This window comes from Rhodovarius sp., assembly GCF_040399605.1.
Lineage (GTDB): Bacteria > Pseudomonadota > Alphaproteobacteria > Acetobacterales > Acetobacteraceae > Rhodovarius > Rhodovarius crocodyli_A.
Map to the genome: position 1 here is coordinate 1 of NZ_JBBARU010000050.1, position 25,207 is coordinate 25,207.

The following is a 25,207-nucleotide window of genomic DNA, read 5'->3' on the forward strand; positions in this document are numbered from 1 at the left end:
ATGCTGTCCTCGGAAACCGATATTATGGACCGAAATAACGGGTTGGGTGTGCTTCAATTGGCGGTCGAACTTTGTCCTGCATTGGAGCGGCGCAGGCCCTGGTGGAACGGGGATCGTTACCAAATCGACGATGATAGTATTTATGATGAACTGGGCCGGTCCTACGAGAGGCCTTTGCCCTTTGGCCCTGCTCCCCGGCGGCCTGACGGGCGGATCAATTATTGGATACCGATCAGAGCCTACACGCCTCGGCGCGTTGGTACTGACCGCATTACGGAGCTACCGCAGCAGGTGTTCGCGGAGCACGACATGCGGCGCGACCCGAGGGATATTTGTATCACCATCACCGACGTGGCCATGCTGCGCGAACCTCGTTTCAGCAATACCCTGGTCATCCCCGCCGCTGCGGTGAGCGCGGCCCTCGCGGCCGAGCCTTGAGGCAAGGGCTCGTGGCCGCAAAGAGCCTTCCCACCGGGCGTAAAGACAGGACCTCGCCAGCATCTGCGAGTTGTGGGAGCCTTTCGCCCAGGCCCGGATCACAAGGGCCATGGGAGAGAATGCCATGAACCCGCTCGATAGGCCGCCGCATCATCAAGGCGGCGCTGCTGCCGGGGTTACGCTGATGCGCCGGCGGGTTGTGCTGGGGGTGGCGGTGGCCTCGCCCGCCCTGGCCCAGGGCCAGGGGGCAGCTATGCGCATGGTGGTGCCCTTTCCACCCGGCGGCGCCACGGATGTCTTCGCCCGCCGCCTGGCCGCGCGCATGGCGGCGGTGCTGGGCCAAGCGGTGGTGGTGGAAAACCGTGGCGGGGCGGCGGGTGCCATCGGCACGCTGGAGGCGGTGCGGGCGCGGCCGGATGGCCAGACCATCCTTTTCGCCACGGCCAGCACGCTGGGGCTTTATCCCTTGATGGCCGAGCGCCCTGTGTTTGATCCGCTGCGGGATTTGGCCCCCGCCTCGCTGGTGGGGGCGGCCAGCGTAGCCTTTGCGGTGCGCCCTGAGGTGGCGGTGGATTTGCCGGGGCTGATCGCCGCGGCGCGCGCCCGGCCGGGGGCGCTGAAATATGGCAGCCCGGGCAGTGGCAGCTATCTGCATCTGTCGATGGAGTTGCTCAAGCGCGAGGCCGGCGGCGTCGATATGCTGCACGTGCCTTATCGCGGCAGCGCGCCGGCGATGACGGATTTGCTGGGCGGGCATCTCGATGCGATTTCGGACACGGTGGCCACCGCCATTGAGAACCATCGCGCCGGGCGGATTCGCATTCTCGCCGTTGCCACCCGCGCCCGCAGCCCCTTGCTGCCGGAAATCCCGACCGTGGCCGAGGCGCTGAACCTGCCGGGTTTTGAGGCCGCGGTCTGGATGGCGGTGATGCTGCCGCTGGGTGTTCCAGAGCCGGTGCGTGAGCGGCTTTCGCAAGCCATCGCCGCAGCACTGGCCGACCCCACGACCCGGGCCGAGTTGGAACAGGCAGGCTTTGTGCTCGACCCGCGCGGCAATCCCGATGAGGTGCGCAGCTTCATGGCGGCCGAGCAGGAGAAATGGCGCCCGGTGGTGCGGGCCACCGGCGTGCGGCTGGAGTAGCTGGCCCGCCCACCCGGAGCCTCAGCATTGCCGAGCAGCAACCCAGCTCATTGGCTCGCCCTGATCGGTGGCATGGGCGATGCCACCCATGCCGCAGTCCGGGCGGTGCATGACGCGCTGCCGCCGGGGCGCAGCCAATATTTCTCGCATCTCGATGATGGCAAGCTGTTCGAGGCGGCGATGGCGCGGCCGGGGGGAGAGACACTCATCCTGGTGGGGCATTCCTGGGGCGGCGAGATGGCGGCGCGGGTGGCCCTTCGTCTCGGCCGCGCCGGCCGGAAAGTGGCGCTGCTGGTGACGGTGGACCCGGTGAAGCGGGTGCTCAGCCATGGTTTTCTCGGCGCGGTGCGGGAATGCGTGCAGTGCTGGGTGAATATTCGCGCAACCGGGGGCGGGCGGCGGGATCACTCCAACCTGGTGGCAGCGATTGGCGGGCCATGGGGCCTCCGGCCGAAAGCCTATGCTGACAGGTTTATCGAGGCGCCATTTGCGCATCGGGACTTCGCGGCATTGCTGTGCTACCGGCAGGATGGGTTGGAAAGTGGCTGGGATATCCGTGGGCAAGACACGGTTTTCGGCCGCCAATATCCCGAATGTCGCAAGCGGCTACACCACACCAAAATAGCGCCAGGTTGGTAGTTTTTCGGCCAAGCGCGCCGCTATTCGCCCCTGCGCCATCAGCAGCCGCTCCCCCTCCAGCCGCGGTTGCAGGTGCTGCGCCAAGGCCACAGGCTCCGCCGCTTCGCCCTCCAGCAAGGCCGCGACAATCGCCAAATCGAGCGCGCTGGCCGGCAAGCCGCCAAGCCCATGGGGCGTCGCCAGGCCATATTGCCCAGCCGCCTCGCCCATATCCTCGCCATGCGGTGCATAGGTGGCGGCGGCGGCGATATTGAACCGCGTGGCCGCCGCCTGCGGGCCGCCGCCCTGAAACAGCGGCAGCACGCAGCCCGTGCTCACCAGTATGGCCAGTATTTCAGTCGGATTTGGTGCGGCCGGGCCGAGCACCGCATGGATATCGCCCAATCGTGCCGGGCCTTGCCGCAGCATGGTGGCGATCTGGGTCCAGAGTGGCTGCGCAATCTCGCCGCGGCTGGCGCCGGTGTTCAATACCGGGCTCTCCTCCGGCAGCGTGCCGCTCTGAGCCAACCACAGGCCATGCAGCGCCGCCACCCCATCCACCCGCCGCGCGCCGCGGATGAAAACATCCGCCCGGAAGCCCCGCGGCAGGCAGAGATCCTTCAGGAATTCCTGCCCTGCGCTATCACCCATGCGGCGCATGACGGCCATTTGTTCGCCATCGCAGAACATCCCCGGCAGCGCCTCGAAGAGGTTGACCGAGCCGACAAAATCCAGCCGCGCGGCATCGAGGTCCCGGCACAGATCAGCCTGAAAGACCGGCCGCCAATGCGCGGTGAGGAATTCATGCGCGACGAAGCCGGGCTCCAGCACCGCCGGCTCGGCCAGCAGCCGGGCCAGCATGGGGGTGCGGGGCAGTTTCAGCGCGCGTGCCATAGCGCGCAGCCGCACCATGGCACGCGCAGCTGCCGCCGCCGCCTCGCCTGCGCCCGTACCAAAGGGGCCGGCCAATTGCCGCAGCAAGCGCTGCAAGGCCATATCGGGGCCCGAGGCGGGCAGGGCGTTGTAGCCCAGATAGGCCACCCCGCCGGGTTTGAGGCGGCGCGCGAGCAACTGCACGATGCCCGCCCGCACCGCATCCGATACCCAGGACCAGACGCCATGGATAATGACGACATCAAGCGGTGGCAGGCTGTCGATTTCGGCCAGGCCCATGCCACCCAGATCAGCCTCGATGAAGCGGGTATTGTCCAGGCCGGCCTGGGCCGCCAATTGCCGGGCCTCGGCAATGCCGGAGGGTTCATGGTCGAGCCCCAGCACCGTCCAGCCCGGATTGGCCGCAGCCAGCAGATTGGCATTATAGCCTCGCCCGCAGCCCAGATCCGCCACCGTCATTGCCGGGCGGGGCTGCCAGCCTATGCCGGCCATGGCGCAGGCCATGGCGATGTGGGAGGGCGTGGCCTCGGGCTGCCAGGCAATGGCATAGCTGCTGGCGGTCACGGCGCCATGCCCCCAATCGGCCATCGTCAGATCACCCCAAAACGGCGCCAGATCGCAGTATTGGCCGCGATGAGCGCTGCGGTTTTCTGGGCGATGGCGTCCAGCTCCGTGGCAGCAATGCCGGGCAGCAGCTCGGTGATCAGGGCTGTTGCATCGCTCTGGCCCTGGCCCACCCGCACGGCCACCGCCATCTCCAGCCAGCTGCAGGGCAGGCCGCCGGCGGCAACCGGCGAGGCCAGCGCATATTGCCCGCCCTGCCGGCCCTCATTGGCATAGGTTTCGGCCACGATGCGGTTGAAGCGGGTGGTCGCCTCGGTGGGGCCGCTATCGCGCAGCACCGGCAGTGCCAGGCCGGTGCCGGCCAGCACGGTGACCAACTCGGCGGCGGTGGGGTTGCGCCCGGGCGTGAGGCTGCGAAGCCGGCCCAGGCTTTGCGGCCCCTTATTCAGGGCTGCGGCAATGGGTCGCCACAATTCTTCGGGCAATTCGGCACTGCCCACCGGCACCTCGAATTTGGGCGAGGCCTCGGGGGCTGTGCGGCAGGCGGCGATGATCTGTCGGTCCATCGCCGCCGCCGCATCGCAGCGGCGCAGGCCGCGGACAAAGACGTCACGCCGGAAGGGGCGGGTGAGGCATATATCCTTGAAGAACTCCCGCATCACACCCTCGGGCATGGTGTCGTAGATCGCGCGCTGCTCGTCGCTGAAGAGATAGGCCGGGGTGTTCTCATGCAGGCCGATGCTGCCGACGAAGTCGAGCTTGGCCGGCGCCAGATCGGCCAGCAGATCCTCGAAGAAGACCGGGCGCCAATGATCGGTGAGGAATTCATGCACGAGGTAGGCGGCATTCAGTGGGTCGGTCTCATCGACGATACGGGTCAGCAGCGGCGTGGTGGTCAGGTTGCGCGGGTTGGTCTTGTAGAGTTCGCGGATGGTGCCGAGGCAGGCCTGGGCGCGGCTGGGTGAGGGGCCCGCATGGCCGCCTGCCAAGTGCCGAAACAGCCGCTGCAGCCCCATGTCGCGGCCAAAGCCGGGCTGGGCATTGTAGCCGATATAGACGATGCCCCCAGGCTTGAGCCGGCGCGAGAGCAGCCGCACGATGCCCGCCCGCACGCTATCCGACACCCAGGTCCATACGCCATGCAGGCTGGCCACGTCCAATTCGGGCAATTGGTCGATCTCGGCATCGCTCATCTCGGCCAGATCGGCTTCGATGAAGATGGCGTTTTCCAATTGCGCGCGCTCGGCCAATTCGGCCGCCTCGGCGATATGGGCGGGGTTATAGTCGAGGCCCAGGACCGTCCAATCCGGATTGGCGGCCGCCAGGGTATTGGCCGTATAGCCCCGGCCGCAGCCGATATCGATCATGCACATGCGCGGCGCTGGGCGCCACTCCACCCCCATCAGGGCGCAGACCAGGGCCAAATTTCCCGGCGCAGGTGCTGCCTGAAAGGAGAAGGTATAAGGGCTATCGGCTGGGTAGCCGTGGCTCCAACTGGTCATTGCTGAAATCCTGAGATTATGGGGGCGTCGGCCGTAGCAGGGCATCGGCGGCGGGCCGTCGGCGTGGGGTGGATGTTCCCATCCAGGCCGTCAATCCAAGCTTGGCGCCGCCTTCGCCCAGTTTGGCAGCCGGCACCGCATCGGCCGCAAGGCGGGGGTTGAGCACGAAATCCTGCTCGGGCCCGACGAAGAGCCGGGTGAGGCCGCAGAGCCGCTCGAAGAGTGGCTGGCCGGGCAGCAGCCGCTCAAATGTCACAGCATCAACCGGGCCGAGGCGAATGATAAAGCGCGCCTGGCTGTCCCAGACCTGCGCGCCCAGCGCGGCATCCACGCCCAATTGGCTATGCGCCAGGCCGATGCGTGACTGTTCGGATGGCGGCAGGCGCAGCCAGCCACCGGCAAATTCCACAATCTCGACCTCAGAGCCGGCCTCCTCCGCCAGCATGGCGCGCAGCCGCTCGGCGCTGCGGGTGCGCGCGGCGAGATGGCCTGCATGGTAGCGCAGGCTGGGTGCTGGCACGGCTATGCGCTCGGCCAGCCCCGGTGTGGCCATGCCGATGGCCGCATCCAGCGCGCCCTCTGCCGCGAGAGGGGTCCTGGCGGGGCGGTATTTGGCCCCCGCGCGCACCCACATGCCAGTGAAGCGGCGGGCCAGCAGGTCGAAGAAGGCTTGCAGGGCGCGGTTGCGCCGGCGCAGCTCGCCACCGGCCGTGGCTGTATAGTGCCGCGGCAAGGTGCCGCCCGGGCCGATCAGGCCGAAGAGTGGCGAAGTGAGGCTGCCCGAGGCCGGGTCGGCGGCGGTGACCTCGGCCAGTGGCAGGCCGAGCCGGGTGGTGGTCGCATAGGGCAGGGTGACGGGATCACGGCCGCGGGCGATGACGAAGGCCGCCTGGTCGAGGTCAAAGCGCTCAGGATGGGCGAGCAGGGTCTGCATCGGGCTGGGGGCAGGGGGGCGCCCGGCTGCGACCGATGGAGGGGCAGGCGGAAGTGCTGCGGGATCGGCTAGCGGCCGCGCTGGCACATCTTGGGCTTCGTCACTCACAGGAGAACGCGCGTCCCGCTCCGTGGCGGCCAGGCGGCCACTGGTGTTGCAATGCCGCGCACCAGCGCCCGCGTCCGCACGAAGCCATTGACCGAGACCTGCAGCGCCAGGAAGCGCTCCAGCACCGCGCCTATCAGATAGAGGCCGGGCCGCCATGCCTGCGGGTCGAAGGTGAGGTTGATATCCAGGCCCCGTACGAAGACCCCCGGGCGCTGGCCCGGGATGCGGGCGATGCCGGGGGCGGATTGCACCGAGACGAGGCCGGCAATGGTGGCGCGACTTTCCGGCGTGTCGCGCAGATCATGCAGCCGCAGCATCTCGCGCAGCGCCACCGCAGCATTCTCCCCGCCCATGACGCCCAGATGGTTAAGCGCCAGATGTGAGACCAACCGCCAGGCACCGCGTTCGCCCAGGCGCGGGCGCAGTGTGGCTGTGGGGGCCGAGAGGCATTCTGCCTGCGCCGCGGGGCTTTCCGGGTCCGCCACCCGCAGCCGGGGCTGGCCGCCACCGAAAGGAAGTTGCTCTGGCAGGTCACGGTTGCAGCAGATGGCGTTGATGGTCAGCACGCCATCGGCGGGCGCATCAGGGTCAAAAGCGGCATCGCGCAGCATGAGCCGGGTTTGAGTGCCGGTCAGGGGCGATGCGGCGGGCCCGCGCAGGGCGAGCCATTGCATCGGCGCGGCATCCTCATCGGGGGCACCGTCACGGGCGAGGCGCTGAAAGGGCAAAACGGTACGGCGCGCGCCATCGGGCCGGCTTTCCCGCACGCTTTCGATGGAATGGATCTCGAGCGCCGCGGGGCGGCGGGCATCGGCAATCACCAGCCAGTCGGAGCGGGTGCCATCCATCGTGATGGGCTCGCAACGCTGGGGGAAGAGGTTGACGGCGGGGGTACAATGCAGCGCCAGCGTGTCCGCCGCCACGATGCGTTCCAACTGCGGCGCGGCCTGGTCGAGATAGATGAACAATTCCATCTTATTGGAGCGTTGCAGCAGGGTGCGCGCCTCGAGCCCATCGATGTCTATGTAAAGGAATTTTTCCGGGAAAGCGAAAAACTCCGTCAGCAGGCGATTGCCGTCAAAGGCGCGCCGCGGCCATGGCAATGCCGCCTCATTGCGCTCGAAGCCTGCCGCACGCAGGTGCTGCGGGCCGATCAATGTCGGTGCCGTATCCCCAGGGCCATCGGCCAGGGCAATGCCCAGGCAGGCGGTGGCCAGTAGGGCATGCAAACCGGTGGCTAGGAGGGGGCTGCCGCGCATATGCAGCCGCAGCCGGTCCAGCCCGGTCTCGGCGAAGGTGAGATCGGGCACCGCGGTGCGCAGCGAGATGCGCAGGCAGCAGGCGGCGCCCGCGGCGTGAGGATTGGCCGGGGCTGCGAGCGGCAGGCCGATGAGGCGCACGGCCTCGATCTCCACCGGCCACAGCGTGACATCATGGCAGGTGGCGTAGCGCAGGGGCTCGCCACGCACCGCTTCCGTCTCCAGCATTGTCCCGCGCGGTGCCAAGGCCGGGCCGCGCGATTCCGGCTTGGGGGCGAGGCGCACGGTCGTCATCGATGGCACCGGCGCCAGCAGATGCGGGCTGAGCAGTTCCAGCAATGCGTCGGTGATCTCGGGGAGTTCATCCTCCAGCCGCTGCTGGACGCGCCCGCCCAGAAAGGCCACGCCCTCCAGCAGGCGTTCGACATGGGGGTCATCCACCGTGCCATCGGTGGTGATGCGAAGCCGGCTTGCGACCTTGGGATAGGCCTCGGCGAATTCGCCGGCCATGCGGCGCAGGGCGGCGAGTTCGCGGTTGTAATAGGGGAGGAGGGATTCGCTCATCGCAGCATCAGGCCTGAGGGCAGATTGGCCGTTGCGGTGTTCAGGCAGGCGGCAAGGATGCGGGGGCGGGGGGTCATCATCCGCGCTCCGTCACCCGCACTTCGTGGCTTACCGCCTCGATCACGGTCTCAAAGCTGATCGGTTCAGGGATCGGGTCGGTGCGCAGCACGGCTTCGATCTTGAGGCGCAGAGTGCGGTCCAATTGCTCTCCCGCCTCCATGAGGGTGACGCGTACCGAGAGCAGCCGCGGCTCGAAGCGGCGGATGACGCGCTCCACATCCATTGCCAGTTCGGCGCGGCGATGGGCCTGGGCATAGGCACCCGAGGTGGCATCGGGAATACCATAGCCTGCCGGTGAGACCGTCAGTTCGGTTTCTCTCTCGGGCAGCGGCCAGCGGCGGCGGCGGGCGTTGAGCAAGGCCTCCAGGTCACGGCGCACCGCGGCGCGCAGCGTCTCGAGCGCAATAGCCGGCGTGGCCACCAGGTCACGCGGCGAAGAGGGGTCGGCATCGAGCAGCCGGTCGAGCAGCGGCAGGCGCACCCGCTGGCTGCTGCGCGCCGATCCCGACTGAAGACGCTGATCGCTCATCAGGAGGGGGTGAAGCGGATCGCGGCGAGGTCGCAAAGCGCCACCGCCTCCTCACCGATCAGGAAGAGCCGCTGGCCCTGCCCGCGCACCGGGGCGCCATCATCCTGCCATTCGGTGGCACGCCCCAGGCGGATGGGGTCGGGCAGGGCGGCGGCGCCGGGATAGATGGTGGGGATATAGACCACGCCCTCGGTGCCATCATTCAACTCGATGGTGGTGCGCCTCCAGGCGAGGTCGCGCGGGCGGCGCGGGGCGTCGAAATCCAAGGCGACGATGCGCTCCACCGGCACCAGGATGTGCTCACCATTGGTGGTCAGCACCTCGATCATCGGTGCCATCAGGTCATCGGCATCGCGGAAATCATCGAAGTCGATGGTGGTGCCATCGGCGAGGTCGGCCTGGCCGCCGCGCATCGGGCGGGCTGCCTCGGCGGCCTGGGCCTCGGCTGCGGCCTCTGCGGCGGCGCCAGCGCGGGCCAGCACGGCGGCGCGGATGGCGGCGGATTGTGCCGGGGTTGCGTCATCGGCGGAGAATTTCGGCGCGCGCCCCTCGCCCCAGACCTGCTGACGGATCACCTCGGCGCGCAGCAGCTTGCGGAACTCCAACACGGCCGGGGAGGGCTCATCAAGCACCACCGCATCGAGCATACGGTCCGCTCTTTCGGCATCGCCGGCGAAGAGCATGAATTCTGCCAGCATCCACCGCGCGCCGGAATCGCGCGGCGCGGCCTTTACCACCGCCTGGGCGGCTGCCACAGCCGCCGCCAAATCGCCTGCCTTAAATGCCTCACCCGCATCGGTCATGGAACTCTCCTTAGGTTATGCCGCCGTGCGTGAGGCGGCGAGGTCGGTGACGAGGCGGAAGGAAGCGCCCACCTCGTCGAGTTGATAATGCGGCTGCAGCATGATGGTGCAGCCAAAACTCCCCGGCCGGCCCGGGCGCTCACGAACTTCCACCCTCGCATCGCTGAGGGGGTATTTCGCAGCGGCCTCGCCGCCGCTGCCGGCGAGGCCGGTGATATGGCGATTGAGCCATTGTTGCAGGCGCAACTCCACTTCCGGTGCATCCATCGCGCTGCCCACCATGTCGCGGCCCATCAGCTTCACGATGTGGGCGAAGCGGCTGACGCAGAGCACGGAATTGAGATGGGCTGACATGCGTTGATTGGCATTGGCGAGATCGGCGGTCATTCGCGGTGGCTTGTGCATGCTGGGCACGGCGCCAAAGCTCGCCTCGGGGAGCGCTTCGAGCCCGCATAAGGCCACGATGCCGGCCTCGGAGGCCTCGCGCTCCTGGTCGTCGGTCAGGCTGAGTTCAAGCGGCGGGCGCGGCGGTGGGCCTGGCGGATCGGCCCGGAAACGCTCATGCGGCAAGGTATCGACCACGCCACCGGTCGCATCCCAACCCGTTTCGGCACCACGGATCTGCGCCGGCCAGCGATAGAGCGCGAAAGCGCGGGCGGCGACGGAGGCCAGGGAATAGACCGCCGTGGTCCAGACCCGCTGCTCGGGCTGGCCCGCATCCTCGCGGTAGCGGAAGCGGTCCGCCCGGCTGCCATCATCCTGCCAGGCCGCCCGGCCGAGGGTGCGGGGCAGCACCAGCGCCAGGAAGCGGGTGTCTTCACGCCCGGTTAGGCTGCGCCACCGTGCGCGTTCGGGTGTGCGCAGCAAGGCGGTCAGCGACAGTGTGGTATTGGCCTCGTGAAAACTGTTGATGCCCAGCAAGGCCGGCGAGGCGGGCAAGACGATGGGGCAGAAGGCTGCCGCACCCACCGCGGCCAATTGGTTGAGCACCGCCACATCATCAACGGGGTGCCCAGGGGCGGGGCCGGGGCGAATTTCGTAATCGCCGACGATCATGCCAAAGGGCTCGCCACCTGCGGTGCCGAACTCCTCCTCATAGATCATGCGAAACATATGAGATTGGTCGAATTCGGCCGCCCGTTCCAGGTCGCGCGACAATTCCTGCCAACGCATCACCAGCAGCCGCACCTTGACGAGACGGTCCTGCACGAAGCCATCGACCAGCCATAACAATCCCCGCCACGAACCCTCCAGCCGGCGCAGGCGATGGTGGTGCAAGATCGCATCGAGTTGGCGGGCGATGAGGGTATCGATGGCGGCGATGTCGCGGTCCATAGCCTCTTCTAGCACCTCGCGGCGATGGGTGGTTGTGGCTATGAAGGTGAGGGTCTCGCGGCCAAACCAGCGGCGCAGTATCTCCGCAGGTTCGGGTTCGACGATGAATTCCGCCATCTCGGCGGCCGGCGCGTCCTGGCTGAGAAATCTCCCAGCCAGGGCCGTGTCGCGCAGGCCGGCCGTTGGGTCCGGCCTTTGCATATTGGCGCTGTCAGGCCTTCTCAGGAATGCGCGCAACCATACGCATCGAGGTGGTCAGTTCCTCCATCTGCAGCCACGGGCGCATATAGGCCACCGCATTGTAGGAACCCGGACGCCCCGGGATCTCCTTCACCTCAACGCGGGCCTCGCGCAGCGGGTACTTGGCGCGGCTTTCCTGACCGGCACCCTCGATGGGGTTCACGTAATTCTGAATCCACCGGTTGAGCCATTGCTCAGTGTCGGTCGCCTCCATGAAGGAGCCGATTTTGTCGCGCGCCATGACCTTGAGGAAATGGGCAAAGCGGCTGGTGGCCATGATGTAGGGCAGCCGGGCGGAGATGGCGGCATTGGCCGTTGCATCCGGGCGATCATACTTCTTGGGCTTTTGGGTGGTCTGCGCGCCAAAGAAGACCGAGTAGTCGGTGTTCTTGTAGTGGCAGAGCGGCAGGAAGCCGTTATTGGAAAGTTCGGCCTCGCGGCGGTCGGTGATGCCGATCTCGGTCGGGCATTTCGCGTCCATGTCGCCATCATCGGAGGTGAAGACATGGGTGGGCAGGTTGGTCACCATTCCGCCGCCCTCAGCGCCGCGGATGGCGGTGCACCAGCCATATTGGGCGAAGGCATCCGTCAGGCGTGCCGCGTGCACATAGGCCGCGTTCATCCAGCAATACTCATTATGCTCCATCGCCTTGGCGGAGCCATCGGCGTTGAAGGGGGCCTCCTCATATTCGAACTCGTCGATCGGCTTGGTATTGGCACCATAGGGAAGGCGGGCAATGACGCGCGGCAGAACGAGGGTGACAAAGCGGCTGTCTTCGCTGTCGCGGAAGGAGCGCCACTTGGCGTATTCCTGGGTCTCGAAGATCTTGGTCAGATCGCGCGGCTTGGACAATTCGCGGTAGTCGGAGAAGCCAAACATGCCCGGGCCGGCGGCCGAGATAAAGGGCGCGAAGCCGGCTGCCGCGACGTTGGACATCAGCCGCAGCGTCTCGACATCGTCAGGGTGGTTGGTCCACTCGTAATCGCCGATCAGCGCGCCATAGGGCTCGCCGCCGGGGGTGCCGAACTCGTTCTCATAGATTTTTTTGAACAGGCCGGACTGGTCGAACTCGACAGCCTTGGTCAGGTCGCGGTTCAGCTCACGCTTGGAGGCCTGAAGCAGGCGAATCTTCAGGCTGCTGCCCGTTTCGCTGTTCATCACCAGGTGGTTCAGGCCACGCCAGGAGCCCTCGAGCTTGAGGAATTTCTCATCGTGGATGATCGCATTGAGCTGGTTGGACAGCTTCTTGTCGATCTCGGCAATGGCGCGGTTGAAGGTCTGGGTCAGGTTTTTGCTGTAGGTGACGGTGCCCTTGAGGGCCTCTTCCGTCAGCGCCTTGATCAGGTCCTGCGCGCGATCCTTCTCGGTCTGGCGGGTGGCGCCAATGACCTGGTCGAGAAAGGAGGCGCCGCCCTCTTCGGTGGTGGTTGCGGCCGCGCCGCCGGCAGCGGATTGTGAATCACTCATGGCTCAATCCTCCTTCTTGTCGAGGCCGAGCTGCTCGGAGAGGGATTTGAGCTTTGCCTCATCCTGCAGGACTTCATCGAGCAATTCTTCGAGCTTCTCGGAATTATCCACTTTGCTCATCAGGTCGCGCAGCTTGGCGCGGGTGTCCATCAGCGCCTTGAGTGCGGGGACCTGCTCCGCCACGCGCGCCGGCTCGAAATCATCCATGCTGCGGAACTTGAGGTTCAAAGCCATTTCGCTGCCGTCGCCGGCCAGGGTGTTCTCGACCTTCATGTTCAGGCCGGGGGCGACGCGGGCCATGACATCGTTGAAGTTGTCGCGATCGATCTGGGTGAATTTGCGCTCGGCGAGGGGCTTGAGCGGTTCGGACGGGTCACCGGCGAAATCACCCATGACACCCACGATGAAAGGCAGTTCGCGCTCGATGGCGGCGCCACCGGTTTCCACGTCATAGGTGATGTGGACACGGGGCTTGCGCACCCGATTGAGTTTGTCGTGAACGCTTGCCATTGAGGCCCCCTTGCGCACAAGGCGCGTTAAATTGCGGAGTTTCCGGTTACCGCAGGAACAAGAAACTTTGTAGCGCGAATTTAGACCTTAAAAATTTCGCCCGTCAACGCCCTAAACCGTTAATATTCTATGTCTATTCCTGCAGGGAAACGGGGCGGATACCGAGCGCTGTGAGCATGGCGCCGCGCGCCATCTCATCGCCCATGACCTCTTCGAGCAATTGTGGAAGGGTCATCCGGCCGCGACGAACCGCCTCTTCCAGTGTATAGGCCAAAAACGATTGAGGCTCGGTCTTTTTGAAAAACTCAGCCAGTTGTTCCAAGGTCCGCAGCGCCTGCTCGCGCCCTGCCGGATTGAACCCAGGCACCCCCGCCCCGGCCGCACCCTGCGCATCACCGGTGATGCCGGGGATGGCCTGACCGTCTGTCAGTTCCAGCGCTAAATCTTCGCCGCTGGCCGGATTGACACCGAGCAGCCGTGCCACCTCGATCATCCGGTCCAGCACTTCGGCCACGCGTCGAGAGGGGGGGCTGTCATAGCCAAAGCGTTGATCGAGTTGGGTTTGGAACAGGCCCCAGGCCTCGCGCGCATCAATAGCGGCAGCGGCCATATTTTTTAGGCCTGACGGGTCGAACTTGGCCTCGTTCTCCACCGTCTCCAGCGGCAGCACGCCCTGGGAGAAACGCTGCTCCCGCCGGGCCTCATCGGCGAGCCCCGAGGTCTCGGAGGAAGCCTCATACTGATAGAGGCTGAGATACTCACCAGAAGGACGGCGGAACAGGGGCGTGCGACGCAGGGTTTGCATCACCGTGCCGTCATTATCGCTGCCCGAGAGCCCGCCAAGCGGTGCCGATCGGCCATCCAGCCCATCCTCATCCGGCTGTGGGAAGCCCTGATCCCAGAAATTCTCCAAAAGCCCGGTCAATAAACGTGCCCCGGCGGCAAGGCCGGCCAGCCCCGCCTGGCGGACCAGCGCCTCAGTCAGCCATGCCGCAATCTCGAAATCCTTCGAATGGCTCTCAATGGCCGTGGTGGCCAGGCTGCGCACCTGACGCCAGGCCTCGGCCAAGCCGCCCTCATCCGCACCCTGGCTGTCGCGCGCGCGCTCCTCGGCGCGGGCCTCGGCGCGGGCATCGCGGAGCTTTTGGTAGATGGAGCTTGGCGAGTAATCTTGCCGCAGATCACTGCCTGCGCCGTCACCAACATCGAGCGGGGTGAGCATCGCGGATAAGTTGAGGATATCATTACTCATTGGCGCTGTCCCCTTGCCTGGATGCGTCATGTCAGCTTTGGGAGCATCCTAAACCAGCAATCCGTCGGTTTGATATCCCGCTACGCGATAATTTAACGGTTTTATAGCAAGTTGAGTGGTGGACAGCGGGAAAGCTCCCGCCTTATTCTGCGCGCGGTGCGAATGGTTGTGGGTAATTACGCTGCCTGCGACGCTGCGACAGGGAGTTTGTAGTTATGAGCGCAATCGATTTGAAGGCATTAATATCGAGATTGACCGATCTTGGCAAGCGGCAGTTGGAGGCCGCAGCCGGCCTCACCCTCTCGCGCAGCCACTATAATGTCGAGATCGAGCATGTCCTGGTCAAGCTGATCGAGACGCCGGGCTCCGATGTTTCGCTGATCCTCAAGCAATCCGGCGTGGATGCGGGGCGGGTCCTGGCCGAGTTGACGCGTGCGCTGGACAAGATGCGCACTGGCAATGCCCGTGCCCCCGCCTTGTCGCCCGACATCGTCACCTGGCTGCGCGAGGCCTGGTTGATTGCGAGCCTGGAGGCGAATCAGGGCAAGATGCGCACGGGCCACCTCATGGCGGCCCTTTTGAGCGACGAGGCGCTGGCGCGTTCGATGCGCGACAGCTCGCCCAGCCTCTTCGCCATTCCCTCCGATGCGCTGCGCAAAAACCTCGAAACGCTGACCCGCGGCTCCGATGAGGAAGCCCAGGCTGCCATTGCCGTGCCGCCCGGCGGCGGCACGGCTGGCGCCGATGGCGCGGCTCCAAAGGCCGGTGGCCCGCTGGAGCAGTTCTGCACCGATCTCACCGCCAGCGCCAAGGCGGGCAAGATCGACCCCATTCTCGGCCGCGACAGTGAAATCCGGCAGATGGTCGATATTCTGACCCGCCGCCGGCAGAATAACCCGATCCTCACCGGCGAGGCCGGCGTGGGCAAGACGGCTGTGGTGGAGGGCCTCGCCCTTCGCATTGCCGAGGGCGATGTGCCCGATGCGCTGAAGAATGTCCGCCTGATGTCGCTCGATCTGGGCATGCTGCAGGCCGGCGCCAGCGTGAAGGGTGAGTTCGAAAACCGCCTCAAGGGCGTGATTGACGGGGCCAAATCCAGCCCGCAGCCGGTCATCATGTTTATCGACGAAGCCCATACCCTGATCGGCGCTGGCGGCGCTGCCGGGCAGAATGATGCTGCAAACCTTCTGAAGCCGGCGCTTGCGCGTGGCGAGATGCGCTGCGTGGCCGCCACCACCTGGGCGGAATACAAGAAGTATTTCGAGAAGGATGCTGCCCTTACCCGCCGCTTTCAGGTGGTGAAGGTGGAAGAGCCCTCGCTGCCGCTGGCCAATGCCATGCTGCGCGGCCTGGTTGCGACGCTGGAGAAGCATCACAAGGTGCGCATTCTCGATGAGGCGGTGACCGAGACGGTGCGGCTTTCCGCCCGCTACATCCCCGCCCGGCAATTGCCCGATAAGGGCGTCTCGCTGCTCGATACCGCCTGTGCGCGAGTCTCGATGAGCCAGGCCTCTATCCCGGCGCCGATTGAGGATTGCACCCGCCGGCTCAGCCTGATCGCCACTGAATTGAAGGCGATTGGCCGTGAGGTCGCCACCGGTGGTGACCATGAAAAGCGCAACGCAGCGCTCAATGCCGAGGCTGTCGAGGTGGAGGCCCGCCTCGCCGCGCTCAATGAACGCTGGGAGAAGGAAAAGGCGCTGGTCGAACAGATCCGCACCCTGCGTGAGACGTTGGAGGAACCCGAGGAGGGCGCTGACACCGTCACCGCCCTTGCGCAATTGACCCAGGCCAGTGCTGACCTCGCGGCCCTGCAAGGCGAGAACCCGCTGGTCCATCCGGTGGTGGATGGCAATGCCGTGGCCGAGGTGGTGGAAACCTGGACCGGCATCCCTCTGGGCCGCATGGCCGGCGACGAATTGCAGGCGGTGATGAGCCTGCAGGAGCGTCTGCAAGAGCGCGTCGTGGGCCAGAACCACGCGCTGGCCGCCATTGCTCAGGCCATTCGCACCAACCGTGCGGGGCTGGCTGATCCGCGCAAGCCCATCGGCGTCTTCTTCATGGCCGGCACCTCGGGCACTGGTAAGACCGAGACGGCACTGGCGGTGGCGGATCTGCTCTATGGCGGTGAGCAAAATCTCACCACCATCAATATGAGCGAGTTCAAGGAAGAGCATAAGGTGGCCACCCTGATGGGCGCGCCGCCGGGCTATGTGGGCTATGGCGAGGGTGGTGTGCTGACCGAGGCGGTGCGCCGCCGGCCCTATTCCGTCATTCTGCTCGACGAAATGGAAAAGGCCCATCCGGGTGTGCAGGACGTGTTCTACCAGGTCTTCGACAAGGGGAACATGAAGGATGGTGAAGGCCGCGATATCGACTTCAAGAACACCGTCATTATCATGACGAGCAATGCTGGCACCGATACCATTGCCAAGCTCTGCGCTGACCCGGAGACGATGCCCGAGCCTGAGGCTTTGACCGAGGCGCTGCGGCCGGATTTGCTGAAGGTGTTCAAGCCGGCCTTCCTGGGCCGTTGCAATGTGGTGATCTACTATCCGCTCGCCGACCATGTTCTGAAAATGATCTGTGGTCTCAAGATGAAGAGCATAGGCAAGCGCGTGCGTGAGGCCTATGATGTGGCCTTCGTGGTTGATCCGGCGGTGACTGATGCCATCGTTGAACGCTGCCGCGAGGTGGAGAGCGGCGCACGCAATATCGAGAATATTCTCAATCGTACCCTATTGCCGGAATTGTCAGCGCATATCCTTGGCCGTCTGGCCGAGGGTGGCGAGATCACCCGCGTGACCGTCGGATTGGCCGATGATGGCGGTTTCACCTACGCGCTGGATTGACAGGTTTTCTGCCCTCCGCAGGCGGCGCAAGGCCGGCTGCGGCGGGTTGGATACAAATGGACGGCGGAACTGTTCCGCCATCCCATCACCGTCCAGGATGCCTGCCGCGGCGCCGGGATTGGATTGGACCGCGGCTTAAGGATTGCGAATCATGGCTCTTTTTATGAAGTACGGCACGCTGAAGGGTGAAGTCACCCAGCAGACTCACAAGGAGTGGATCGAGATCAACTCCTTCCAGTGGGGCGTTGGTCGTGGCATCGGCTCGGGCGTGGGCGGTGGTTCGCTGCGTGAAGCAACGTCGCCGAGCGTCAGCGAGATCACCATTACCAAGGTGATGGACATCGCCTCGCCCTTGATCCTCAAGGAGGCTTTTGGTGGCAAGGCCGTCGAGGTCAAGATTGAGATAACTCAGACTGATAATAGTGGTGTGCATGTTTCTTTCCAGAAATATGTGCTGACCAATACGCTGATCTCTGGTTACAGCCTTTCCAGCGGCGGTGATCGTCCTTCGGAAAGCATCAGCTTGAATTTCACTAAGGTCGATAGCGAATACATGAACATTGATGATCAGTTTGCATCCAAGACCACGGGTCACGTGGTGTTCGACATTGCGCTGTCGAAGCTGAGCTGAGCGACTTATATCCCGGCGGGCAGATTGTCCGCCGGGGCTGCTTTCTCGATAGCTACCTCTTGCATGCGTCTGGTAAAGATTGACGCGCTTTGCGAAGCAGCCGCGCAACGAAGGCACCACAATTATTCAATACGGGTTCTTTGCGCTGCGGAACGCTAGAACGTCCTGGGCCGCTCTTTCAGTTGGGCGGATAGCGACGGCACTGAGCCCAATCCTTATCGCAGATGCTGTGCTGGGCCATTCTTTCCGCCGAGAGTGACGTGCGTTATTCTCAGTCGCTAGGCTAATGAATCGGCACAATTCAGCGGCTCCATCACCTAAAAATATGCTGATGCAATTTGTAGAAGGGCAGGCTGCTTATTTTTCTGTTACGCGTCGCCGCAAAGGCGTTTATGGAGGCTGAGGGTAACCGAATTATGCGCCAAGCGTTTCTCGCCATCGGCCTTGCTTTGTTACTTTGCGCCTGCCGGTCCACCACGCCCGATAATGATCACATAGCCCCGATCATCCCTGCCACAGGACCATTCGTGCCCGTGAATGCCGTGGCCGCTCAGCGACTAGCCGAACCCCCATTGATCGACCGCCAACCCAGCCGCCCGCGCCAGCCGGATATGTTCACCAATGAACCGGCCGAGGAGCTGAGTGACCTGCTACCCCGCCAGCCCCGCTTGCCTATTGCGGGCTTCACAACCGTCAATGAAACGCCGGCCACCACCATCCCCATCGGTGCGGATACCGCCTCTTATGGCATGGCCCGGCAAATGCTGCGCATGGGGCGATGGCCGGCGGCGGCGGCGGTAAGGCCCGAGGAATTCCTCAACGCCTTCGCGTTTGATTATCCACGCGCCCGCCGCGCACAGCCATTGGAGCCTTTTGTCGCCATGGTGCCCGCACCATGGGACGCCACGCGGCGGCTGCTGCATGTTGGCATCCGCGCGCTGGACGCACCGCGCGGCGTGCGCCCACCCCTCAACCTCACCTTCGTGCTCGACGCCTCCGCCTCCATGTTTGCTGCCGAGCGGCTGCCGATTGTGATCGAGGGCATCCGCGCACTCATCCCACGCATGAACCAGCGCGACCGTCTATCCATTATTACCTATTCCCCTGGCACCAGAACCCTGCTTGACCAGATGCGTGGTGACCGGCGCGTCTTCATCGAGGCCGCATTGGCTGAACTTCGCCCCGGCGTGGCGGAACCCGCGGGGAGTGGCATCGATGCCGCCTATGCCGCCGCCGGCCGGGCGCTCGATACCGCCGCTCTGAACCGGGTGATTTTGGTCACCGATGGTGATTTCAACCTTGGGGCTGCCAATACCCAGGCGTTGGAGGCGCTGGTGAAGAGGCAGCGCGAGCGCGGCATCAGGCTGAGCACCATCACCGTGGGCCTTGATGCGCCGGCCGATACCACGATGCGTGCCCTGGCCCATGCCGGCGGTGGGCTGCATGGCTTCGCCGCCGATGCCGCCGGCTTTCAGCAATTGGTCAATGACGACATTGAGCGCGGGCGGGCGATTGTGGTGCAGGCTCTTCGCCTGGAGGTGGAGTTCAATATTGACCGTGTGCAGGAATATCGCCTCATCGGCTTTACCAGCCGCCGTCTGAGCCAGGCGGATTTTGCGGCTGATCGTCTGGGCGCGGGTGAGATACCAGCCGGGCGAGCCATCACTGCAATCTTTGAATTGGCAGCGCCTGTGAGCGGCTTCAGGAGCTATTCCACCCGCGCCATGATGGCGAGCGCCGATTACGCGACCCTGCGCATCCGCCATACACCGCCCGATGGTGGCTCCAGCCGCCTGATCCAACGCGTGGTCGTCGAGCGCGATTGGCGGGCAAACCTGACCGCCGCCTCGCCGGAGACGCGCTTTGGCGTCAGTGTTGCCGGTTTTGCCCTCATGCTGGGCCAGGCAGCGAGCATTGACTGGCCCTACGCGGCGATTGAGGAGGCTGCCGCGCAGGGGATAGGCGATGACCCGGATGGCAAGCGGGCGGATTTCCTCACCGTCGTGCATGCCGCAGGCGAGTTGCAGCTTCTCAGGCCCAGAGGCGCGCCCGCGCCGGCCAGGCCGTAAAGGGTTTGCCAGCCCTGCAGCGTCGCAAGGGTTGAAACAGAAAGCGATGCTTTGAGGGCCCGCCCCATGGGGCTCAGGCGGGTGTTGGAATGCTGGCATCTCTGCGGCTATGGCGCGCCTGTCGAGAGGCGGCCTTGCTTCATCGCGGGGCATGCAGTTCCATCGGGGCTTGCCGCCTTGGCCGATCCGGGCAATTTCTGTCCTCAACATTACCGTCAGGCAAGTCTGACGACCTCGACCGAGGCAGCCAAGGAGCCCTGCATCCATGACGCGATTGATCGTGGCTTTCTTCTGCTCGGGCTTTGCCGCCTTGCCCTGCCAGATCATCTGGCAACGTATGCTGGGCGTCTTCGCTGGCTCCGACACGGTCTCGGCCGCCTTGGTCGTGGGAGCATTCCTGGCGGGGCTTGGCCTGGGCTCCATCATCGGCGCGCGCCTGGCGGACCGGCTTTCGGCGCATAGGGCCCTGCTTGGCTTTGCGCTATGCGAGGCGGGGGTGGCGGTTTGCGCGCTGTTCTCGAAGTTCTTTCTCTATGATGTCATCGCGATTGGCCTTGCGGATGTTGTGGAGCAACCTGCCGCGATCTTCGCACTCTGCTTTGCTGGCCTTGTGGTTCCGACAACCCTGATGGGCGCCTCCCTCCCTTTGCTGGCCCGGGCGGTTGCAACCGATCTGGCAAGCCTCGCCAGCCGCATTGGCACGCTTTACAGTCTGAACACCCTGGGCGCGGGCTTGGGCGCGCTGATCGGTGGCTGGTTCATCATCGGCAGCTTGGGTTTTGTCACGGCACTCATCGTCGCGGCAGGGCTGGACCTTCTGGCCGCGGGCCTGGCGCTGAGTTTGTTGCCTGGGCTTTCACGTGAACCACCAGCAGCCCCCAGCCCCGGCGCCGCTCCGGCGGCAGAGCCTTTCGGCGGCATGGCCCTTTGGTGCCTGCTGGTGTTTCTCTCAGGCTATGTGATCGTCGCTCTGGAGATCATCTGGGTCCGCATGCTGGGCCAGGTGGGCCAGTACCACGCCTATCTCTTCCCGACTGTGCTGGGCGTCTTTCTGCTGGCTGATGGGCTTGGCATGTCGCTCGCCGCGCGCATGGTGCGCCGCATGGCCGATCCGCGCCCGGCCTTTTTCCTGACGCAGGGGAGTGGCTTCGTATTGGGGGTGGCGCTGCTCGGCCTGCTGTGGTGGATCATGGGAGTGCCGGCATTCAGCGATGTGATGGCGGTGGATTTTGACCGCTTCGGGCCGTTCCATATGACCATCTCGACGCTGATCATCGTGGCAGTTGTCGCCCCACCGGCCTTCATCATCGGCATGACCTTTCCCTTCGTGCAGCGCGCCGTGCAACAGGACCTCGCCAGCGTCGGCGCGCGGGTCGGTTGGGTGCAACTGGCCAATATTTTGGGCAATGCCGCCGGCTCCATCGTGACGGGGCTGCTGAGTTTTCACCTCTTCGGCATCATGGGCACGCTAGTATTGCTCGCCGTTCTCTCACTGGTGCTGCTGGGCTTTTGGGTTATGCCGGCACGGGCTTCGCGGCCGGCCACATTGGCGCTAGCCGGGATCACAGCGGCGATCGCAATTTCCGTGCCGAGCAATGAGCGCTTCTGGTCGCGCATGCATGGCCTGCCGGCCGGTTCCGCATATGCCTGGGGCGAAGACCGCTCAGGCGTCGCCTTCTGGCGTGAGCGCGGCGAGGGCGAGGGGCGCGCGCCAGGGCGCTTCTTCATCATGGGGCACGGCCAGGGCTTCGTGCCGTTCCTCGATACGCATATCTTACTTGGCATGCTGGGGCCGCTCATTCACCGTAACCCTCAGCGGGTGCTGACCATTGGTGTCGGCTCCGGCGGCACGCCCTATGGTGCCACGGTCAACCCCGCCACGCGTGAGATCCGCGCCATTGAGTTGATACGGCCCGTGCTGGACGTTTTGGGGGATATAGCGCGGGAACGGCCCGAATCGGGTGTGGCCGCTCTCGTCGCGGACCGTCGCGTCAGCCTGGAATATGGCGACGGCAGGCGCGCATTGACGCGCGGCGAAGGCCTGTATGACGTGATCGAGGCTGATGCGATTCGCCCGCAATCCTCCCATTCGGGGATGCTCTACAGCGCCGAGTTCCTGGAGCAGTTGCGCGCGCGCCTCGCACCTGGGGGCCTGTATGTGCAATGGGCGCCGAGCTGGCGCGTGGTGGATACTTTCGCCGCCGCCTTCCCCCATGTGGCGCTGCTGCGGCCGGTGAATGTGCTGGTCGGCAGCGACAGCCCAATTCCGCTCGATCAGGCGGCATTGCTCGCAGCGTTGCGTCAGCCCGGGATCATCGGATTCGTGCGGCGCGGTAATCCGCTTGAGTCGGACCTGACCAAGCTGGTCGATGGCGAGATCACGCTCTGGACCCCCGCGACGGCGCGCGTGGAGGCGCCGCTGAGCGACCTCTTCCCGCGCGATGAATTCTTCCTGAACCAGATTCATCTTGGCACCAGCGCGCCGCGGCGTTGATCCAACGGCCTCTCTCGGGGGCTGCGGTCGGTGGAACAGCCTGCGATTATGCTCCTTCCGCCGCTCTGCCACATGCGTGATGCGCCGCATGTGCCCGATCATGTCAGCCATAGGCTGCATGTGGCCGAACTCGCGCGCTCGCACGCTTGCCATACGACAGCGGATCGTGTTTACTTCTCAAGTTATTTTAAAGCCTTACCCCTTCGACCTTAGTGGCCACTCAGCGCGGCTTGGCTGCAATTTTGGGCCGGGATTGGGTGGTGGCTGCTGCGTTTGGAAGGGTTGGTCATGGCGAATAGCGGCGCGTTCACGAGCAGTAAGCATTGGAATGACGTAAACGAGGGTTTACGCGCTGCAAACGCCGGTCAACTGGTCAATCGGATCCGCGCGGCGATGGCCGCTCTCGATGAATCGACGGCGAATGACTACGTCCGAGTGCTAAATATCGACAGCAACTTTGGTGTGATGCCGGGCAGTAAGGGGCACCGAGACCGTGTCCGAGCCGCGCTGTTGATCAAGCTGCTTATCGGTCCGCTGTACATAGCATATAAATCATATAGTTATGGGCCGTACATCTACCCAGTCCACAAATTAGTCCACAGGTTGATTCTTGGTTGGGGCGGCTGGAGAGCGGTTTAAGGCTAGAGTTGGGTGCGCGCTGGCGCAATATGGTGAAGGTCTCATACCGCCCGCTGTGTAGCTTCGATACCGGCCGGAGGGGGCTTGGCGATGTTCCCTGGTGGACGCACCCACCCGCGCGCCAAGCTAGCCTCTCAAAGCGGCCACAGGGCGGCGCAGTGGCAGCCCCCATCATTGCCGTGCCTGCACCACGCCGGCACGTCCGTCACAACCACCACACCGGCCCTCGCTTGGGCCATGGGGCTGCTGATAGGCGTGGCCCTTTCCTTCCCCGCCGAAATGAAAAATCGGTTTCTTGCCGGGGGGCTCCAATTTCCTGGTTCTCAAGCATAAAAAATCCTGCCAGTCTCAGTTTCTTAAAAAGTACCGTTTATCCTCTAGATCCTGAAGGGTAGACCATGCTCGAAGACGAAAAGCTGCCCCTGCCGCAGAAGTTCAGCAGGACTTGGCAAAGGCCAGTGATGCCAAGGCTAAAACCTCCGGCGCAGCCAACGCCAGCGATGAACTATCCGAGGACGATGTCGAGGCGGTGGCAGGGGGAAGGGGATCAATCGTGATTTCTAATATACACCCAGATCTCTTCTGAGATTTTAACCTGTGCCTGAGAACACCCAGACTTAACCCAAAGCCTCATATCGTGGCACCGGCGCGAGGTGCGTATCAACCGGAAGGGGTGCAGTTACCTGAAGCGACACGCTTGAGAAAAAAATCTATCCATTTCTTTCGCGACTAAATAAAAATTGAGAAGGAATACCAAGAAATGCTTACAGTTTATGATGCCGCTGTGGCCTGCAACAAGATTTATTCTTCTGATCCTACTGGAGGATTTCAGGGCATAGACGCCAACGACGGTTCTCGGGTACGGGAGTGGACTCGAGTGATGCGTAAACGATCGGTTGATGATGGCGAAGGTAAGGCTGACGCGTATTGGGTCTACCGAAAGGGTGATGATGTTCTTTTTGTCATCCGTGGATCTGACCGAGGAAGTGATTGGACAGCAAACAACGCAAGAATCGGCGTTAACGTGACTCCCGTAAAGGCAACTGACGCCTTTAAATCGTTCACGCTTTGGGCAAAGGCGATGCAGGGACCAAAATGTAATTATTATATTACTGGTCATTCTTTAGGTGGTGGCCTGGCGCAACTAATTGGGTACTATACAGGTACTCCATTTATTGCATTCAACCCGCCGCCGATGCGCAACAGCTTGACCGGCTGGCTTACGATGAGACCAACAGGAGCCAAGGATCCGGCAGTTAAGTCGTGGGAATTTGATAAGGGCTGCGTTTTTAGGGGCAGCAGGGATGCCGTCAGTTCTCTGCCTGGCAAGTTTATAGGTAAAAGTTGGATGCTTCCGATCGGTGGGAGTGTTTTTCAAAGTGGCCTTGGTGTGGTTGATGGGCACTCAATGACAAGAATTATTGAGGCGATAGAAAACAATTCAGTTAGTGGTATAAGTAAAAATGCTCCTCTATCGACATATTGGGGGAAGGCAGTTGATTGAATTCTAATTTAGTATGATTGTGTTATCGTAATATTGAGGCGGGAGGTATGACGGTTATATTTGCCCGTCTCTTTGGTTATGGTGCGGTGATTTTATATCGTAAATTTAAAGGGATATTGGCAATTTATAATTAATTTGAGTAATACGTTTTCGTTCTGACTATGCAGTCGAGGGGCGGGGATATTCTGTGTTTGAGAAAGCATACCATGTCCCGAGTAATTATTATCGGCGTCATTATTATGTTGAATGGCTGTGCATCCACCACGCCCGACAATGATCACATAGCGGACATCATCCCTGTCAGCGGACCATTCGTGCCGGTGAACGCAGTGGCGGTCCGCAGGGTGGCAGACCGACCATTGGTTGACGGCCAACCCAGCCGCCCCCGCCAGCCGAATATGTTCACCAACGGCAGTGGCTGGCGCTCCAAGCCCCGCGGGTATGTAAGGTTAGATCCGCCTAAGCCCCCCCTTGGCAACCCGGCAGACCCCTTGGCCAAGGCGCGACAGATGCACGAACTCAACTTCCGGTGGGGAGGGTTGGACTGGGTACCGCGTCGTGGCAGCGACGTCGAATTTTGTACGGCGCCTTATGGCCGAGGGCCTCGTCCTAAGACGCCTCTGCACAAGCAAGACGTTTCCGAATTGCTAAAGGCGCTGAGCGAGACGGTTCCTCGCCAAACCTTCATGCAAAAACTGCTGTGGAAACTGGGCTGGTAGACCGGCCGCGAGTGCCCGGCGCAGGTGCTCAAGCAGTTCGACCTTTCATTTTCTGACAGATCAAAATCGTTGCAGGTTTC

General features: G+C 63.7%; 18 protein-coding genes. 8 read left to right on the plus strand and 10 right to left on the minus strand.

Annotated elements, in window-relative coordinates; all coding sequences use genetic code 11:
- From ABWP84_RS12855 to ABWP84_RS12865, 3 genes are all read left to right on the plus strand, one after another.
- Positions 1-438: hypothetical protein (locus ABWP84_RS12855; RefSeq protein WP_353212436.1), on the plus strand; the 438-nt coding region annotated here is incomplete at its 5' end.
- A 124-nt stretch (positions 439-562) separates the two neighbouring features.
- A complete protein-coding gene (locus ABWP84_RS12860) occupies positions 563-1,579 on the plus strand; it encodes a tripartite tricarboxylate transporter substrate binding protein (protein WP_353212437.1) in 1,017 nt (338 codons plus the stop codon).
- A gap of 72 nt (positions 1,580-1,651) precedes the next feature.
- On the plus strand, positions 1,652-2,218 hold the full coding sequence (locus ABWP84_RS12865) for an alpha/beta fold hydrolase (protein WP_353212438.1): 567 nt from the start codon (positions 1,652-1,654) through the stop codon (positions 2,216-2,218).
- Here ABWP84_RS12865 and ABWP84_RS12870 read toward each other — a convergent pair.
- The 10 genes from ABWP84_RS12870 to tssA form a co-directional block, all read right to left on the minus strand.
- Positions 2,186-3,655 (minus strand): class I SAM-dependent methyltransferase, encoded by a 1,470-nt coding sequence (locus tag ABWP84_RS12870; protein ID WP_353212439.1) that lies wholly within the window; start codon positions 3,653-3,655, stop codon positions 2,186-2,188. The two genes, ABWP84_RS12865 and ABWP84_RS12870, sit on opposite strands and share 33 nt — an antisense overlap.
- A gap of 26 nt (positions 3,656-3,681) precedes the next feature.
- On the minus strand, positions 3,682-5,157 hold the full coding sequence (locus ABWP84_RS12875) for a class I SAM-dependent methyltransferase (protein ID WP_353212440.1): 1,476 nt from the start codon (positions 5,155-5,157) through the stop codon (positions 3,682-3,684).
- Positions 5,158-5,173: 16 nt separating this feature from the next.
- Positions 5,174-6,091 (minus strand): type VI secretion system baseplate subunit TssG, encoded by a 918-nt coding sequence (gene tssG / locus ABWP84_RS12880; protein ID WP_353212441.1) that lies wholly within the window; start codon positions 6,089-6,091, stop codon positions 5,174-5,176.
- A 104-nt stretch (positions 6,092-6,195) separates the two neighbouring features.
- Entirely contained in the window at positions 6,196-8,022 is a 1,827-nt protein-coding gene (tssF, locus tag ABWP84_RS12885) for a type VI secretion system baseplate subunit TssF (protein ID WP_353212442.1), read from the minus strand.
- A 76-nt stretch (positions 8,023-8,098) separates the two neighbouring features.
- Complete coding sequence (tssE, locus tag ABWP84_RS12890; protein WP_353212443.1) at positions 8,099-8,611, minus strand: type VI secretion system baseplate subunit TssE; 513 nt, start codon at positions 8,609-8,611, stop codon at positions 8,099-8,101.
- Entirely contained in the window at positions 8,611-9,414 is an 804-nt protein-coding gene (locus ABWP84_RS12895; protein ID WP_353212444.1) for a type VI secretion system accessory protein TagJ, read from the minus strand. The genes tssE and ABWP84_RS12895 overlap by 1 nt, the downstream gene beginning before the upstream one ends.
- A gap of 15 nt (positions 9,415-9,429) precedes the next feature.
- Positions 9,430-10,950, minus strand: coding sequence for a type VI secretion system contractile sheath large subunit (gene tssC, locus ABWP84_RS12900; protein WP_353212445.1), 1,521 nt, complete (start codon positions 10,948-10,950; stop codon positions 9,430-9,432).
- Between the two features lie 10 nt (positions 10,951-10,960).
- Positions 10,961-12,457 (minus strand): type VI secretion system contractile sheath large subunit, encoded by a 1,497-nt coding sequence (tssC, locus tag ABWP84_RS12905; RefSeq protein WP_353212446.1) that lies wholly within the window; start codon positions 12,455-12,457, stop codon positions 10,961-10,963.
- 3 nt (positions 12,458-12,460) lie between these two features.
- On the minus strand, positions 12,461-12,967 hold the full coding sequence (gene tssB, locus ABWP84_RS12910) for a type VI secretion system contractile sheath small subunit (protein WP_353212447.1): 507 nt from the start codon (positions 12,965-12,967) through the stop codon (positions 12,461-12,463).
- 133 nt (positions 12,968-13,100) lie between these two features.
- The gene (gene tssA, locus ABWP84_RS12915) at positions 13,101-14,219 is read right to left on the minus strand and encodes a type VI secretion system protein TssA (protein WP_353212448.1); all 1,119 of its coding nucleotides are present in this window, start codon (positions 14,217-14,219) and stop codon (positions 13,101-13,103) included.
- Positions 14,220-14,434: 215 nt separating this feature from the next.
- Here tssA and tssH point away from each other — a divergent pair, with 215 nt between their 5' ends.
- The 5 genes from tssH (at position 14,435) to ABWP84_RS12940 (ending at position 24,408) form a co-directional block, all read left to right on the plus strand.
- Positions 14,435-17,071: a type VI secretion system ATPase TssH gene (gene tssH / locus ABWP84_RS12920; protein ID WP_353212449.1), complete on the plus strand. Its 2,637-nt coding sequence runs from the start codon at positions 14,435-14,437 to the stop codon at positions 17,069-17,071.
- A 151-nt stretch (positions 17,072-17,222) separates the two neighbouring features.
- Complete coding sequence (locus tag ABWP84_RS12925) at positions 17,223-17,702, plus strand: type VI secretion system tube protein Hcp (protein ID WP_353212450.1); 480 nt, start codon at positions 17,223-17,225, stop codon at positions 17,700-17,702.
- A 527-nt stretch (positions 17,703-18,229) separates the two neighbouring features.
- Positions 18,230-19,771 carry a von Willebrand factor type A domain-containing protein gene (locus ABWP84_RS12930; RefSeq protein WP_353212451.1) on the plus strand — a complete coding sequence of 514 codons (1,542 nt, stop codon included), beginning with the start codon at positions 18,230-18,232 and terminating at the stop codon, positions 19,769-19,771.
- Between the two features lie 265 nt (positions 19,772-20,036).
- On the plus strand, positions 20,037-22,265 hold the full coding sequence (locus ABWP84_RS12935; protein ID WP_353212452.1) for a fused MFS/spermidine synthase: 2,229 nt from the start codon (positions 20,037-20,039) through the stop codon (positions 22,263-22,265).
- 1,399 nt (positions 22,266-23,664) lie between these two features.
- Positions 23,665-24,408 (plus strand): hypothetical protein, encoded by a 744-nt coding sequence (locus tag ABWP84_RS12940; RefSeq protein WP_353212453.1) that lies wholly within the window; start codon positions 23,665-23,667, stop codon positions 24,406-24,408.
- Positions 24,409-25,207 lie beyond the last annotated feature (799 nt).

What these genes read in the sequence shown, in the direction of transcription:
- ABWP84_RS12860 (WP_353212437.1), top strand. Translation starts at nt 563, where the DNA reads ATGAACCCGCTCGATAGGCCGCCGCATCATCAAGGCGGCGCTGCTGCC.
- ABWP84_RS12865 (WP_353212438.1), top strand. Translation starts at nt 1,652, where the DNA reads ATGGGCGATGCCACCCATGCCGCAGTCCGGGCGGTGCATGACGCGCTG.
- ABWP84_RS12875 (WP_353212440.1), bottom strand. Translation starts at nt 5,157, where the DNA reads ATGACCAGTTGGAGCCACGGCTACCCAGCCGATAGCCCTTATACCTTC.
- tssG (WP_353212441.1), bottom strand. Translation starts at nt 6,091, where the DNA reads ATGCAGACCCTGCTCGCCCATCCTGAGCGCTTTGACCTCGACCAGGCG.
- tssF (WP_353212442.1), bottom strand. Translation starts at nt 8,022, where the DNA reads ATGAGCGAATCCCTCCTCCCCTATTACAACCGCGAACTCGCCGCCCTG.
- tssE (WP_353212443.1), bottom strand. Translation starts at nt 8,611, where the DNA reads ATGAGCGATCAGCGTCTTCAGTCGGGATCGGCGCGCAGCAGCCAGCGG.
- ABWP84_RS12895 (WP_353212444.1), bottom strand. Translation starts at nt 9,414, where the DNA reads ATGACCGATGCGGGTGAGGCATTTAAGGCAGGCGATTTGGCGGCGGCT.
- tssC (WP_353212445.1), bottom strand. Translation starts at nt 10,950, where the DNA reads ATGCAAAGGCCGGACCCAACGGCCGGCCTGCGCGACACGGCCCTGGCT.
- tssC (WP_353212446.1), bottom strand. Translation starts at nt 12,457, where the DNA reads ATGAGTGATTCACAATCCGCTGCCGGCGGCGCGGCCGCAACCACCACC.
- tssB (WP_353212447.1), bottom strand. Translation starts at nt 12,967, where the DNA reads ATGGCAAGCGTTCACGACAAACTCAATCGGGTGCGCAAGCCCCGTGTC.
- tssA (WP_353212448.1), bottom strand. Translation starts at nt 14,219, where the DNA reads ATGAGTAATGATATCCTCAACTTATCCGCGATGCTCACCCCGCTCGAT.
- tssH (WP_353212449.1), top strand. Translation starts at nt 14,435, where the DNA reads ATGAGCGCAATCGATTTGAAGGCATTAATATCGAGATTGACCGATCTT.
- ABWP84_RS12925 (WP_353212450.1), top strand. Translation starts at nt 17,223, where the DNA reads ATGGCTCTTTTTATGAAGTACGGCACGCTGAAGGGTGAAGTCACCCAG.
- ABWP84_RS12935 (WP_353212452.1), top strand. Translation starts at nt 20,037, where the DNA reads ATGACGCGATTGATCGTGGCTTTCTTCTGCTCGGGCTTTGCCGCCTTG.
- ABWP84_RS12940 (WP_353212453.1), top strand. Translation starts at nt 23,665, where the DNA reads ATGCTTACAGTTTATGATGCCGCTGTGGCCTGCAACAAGATTTATTCT.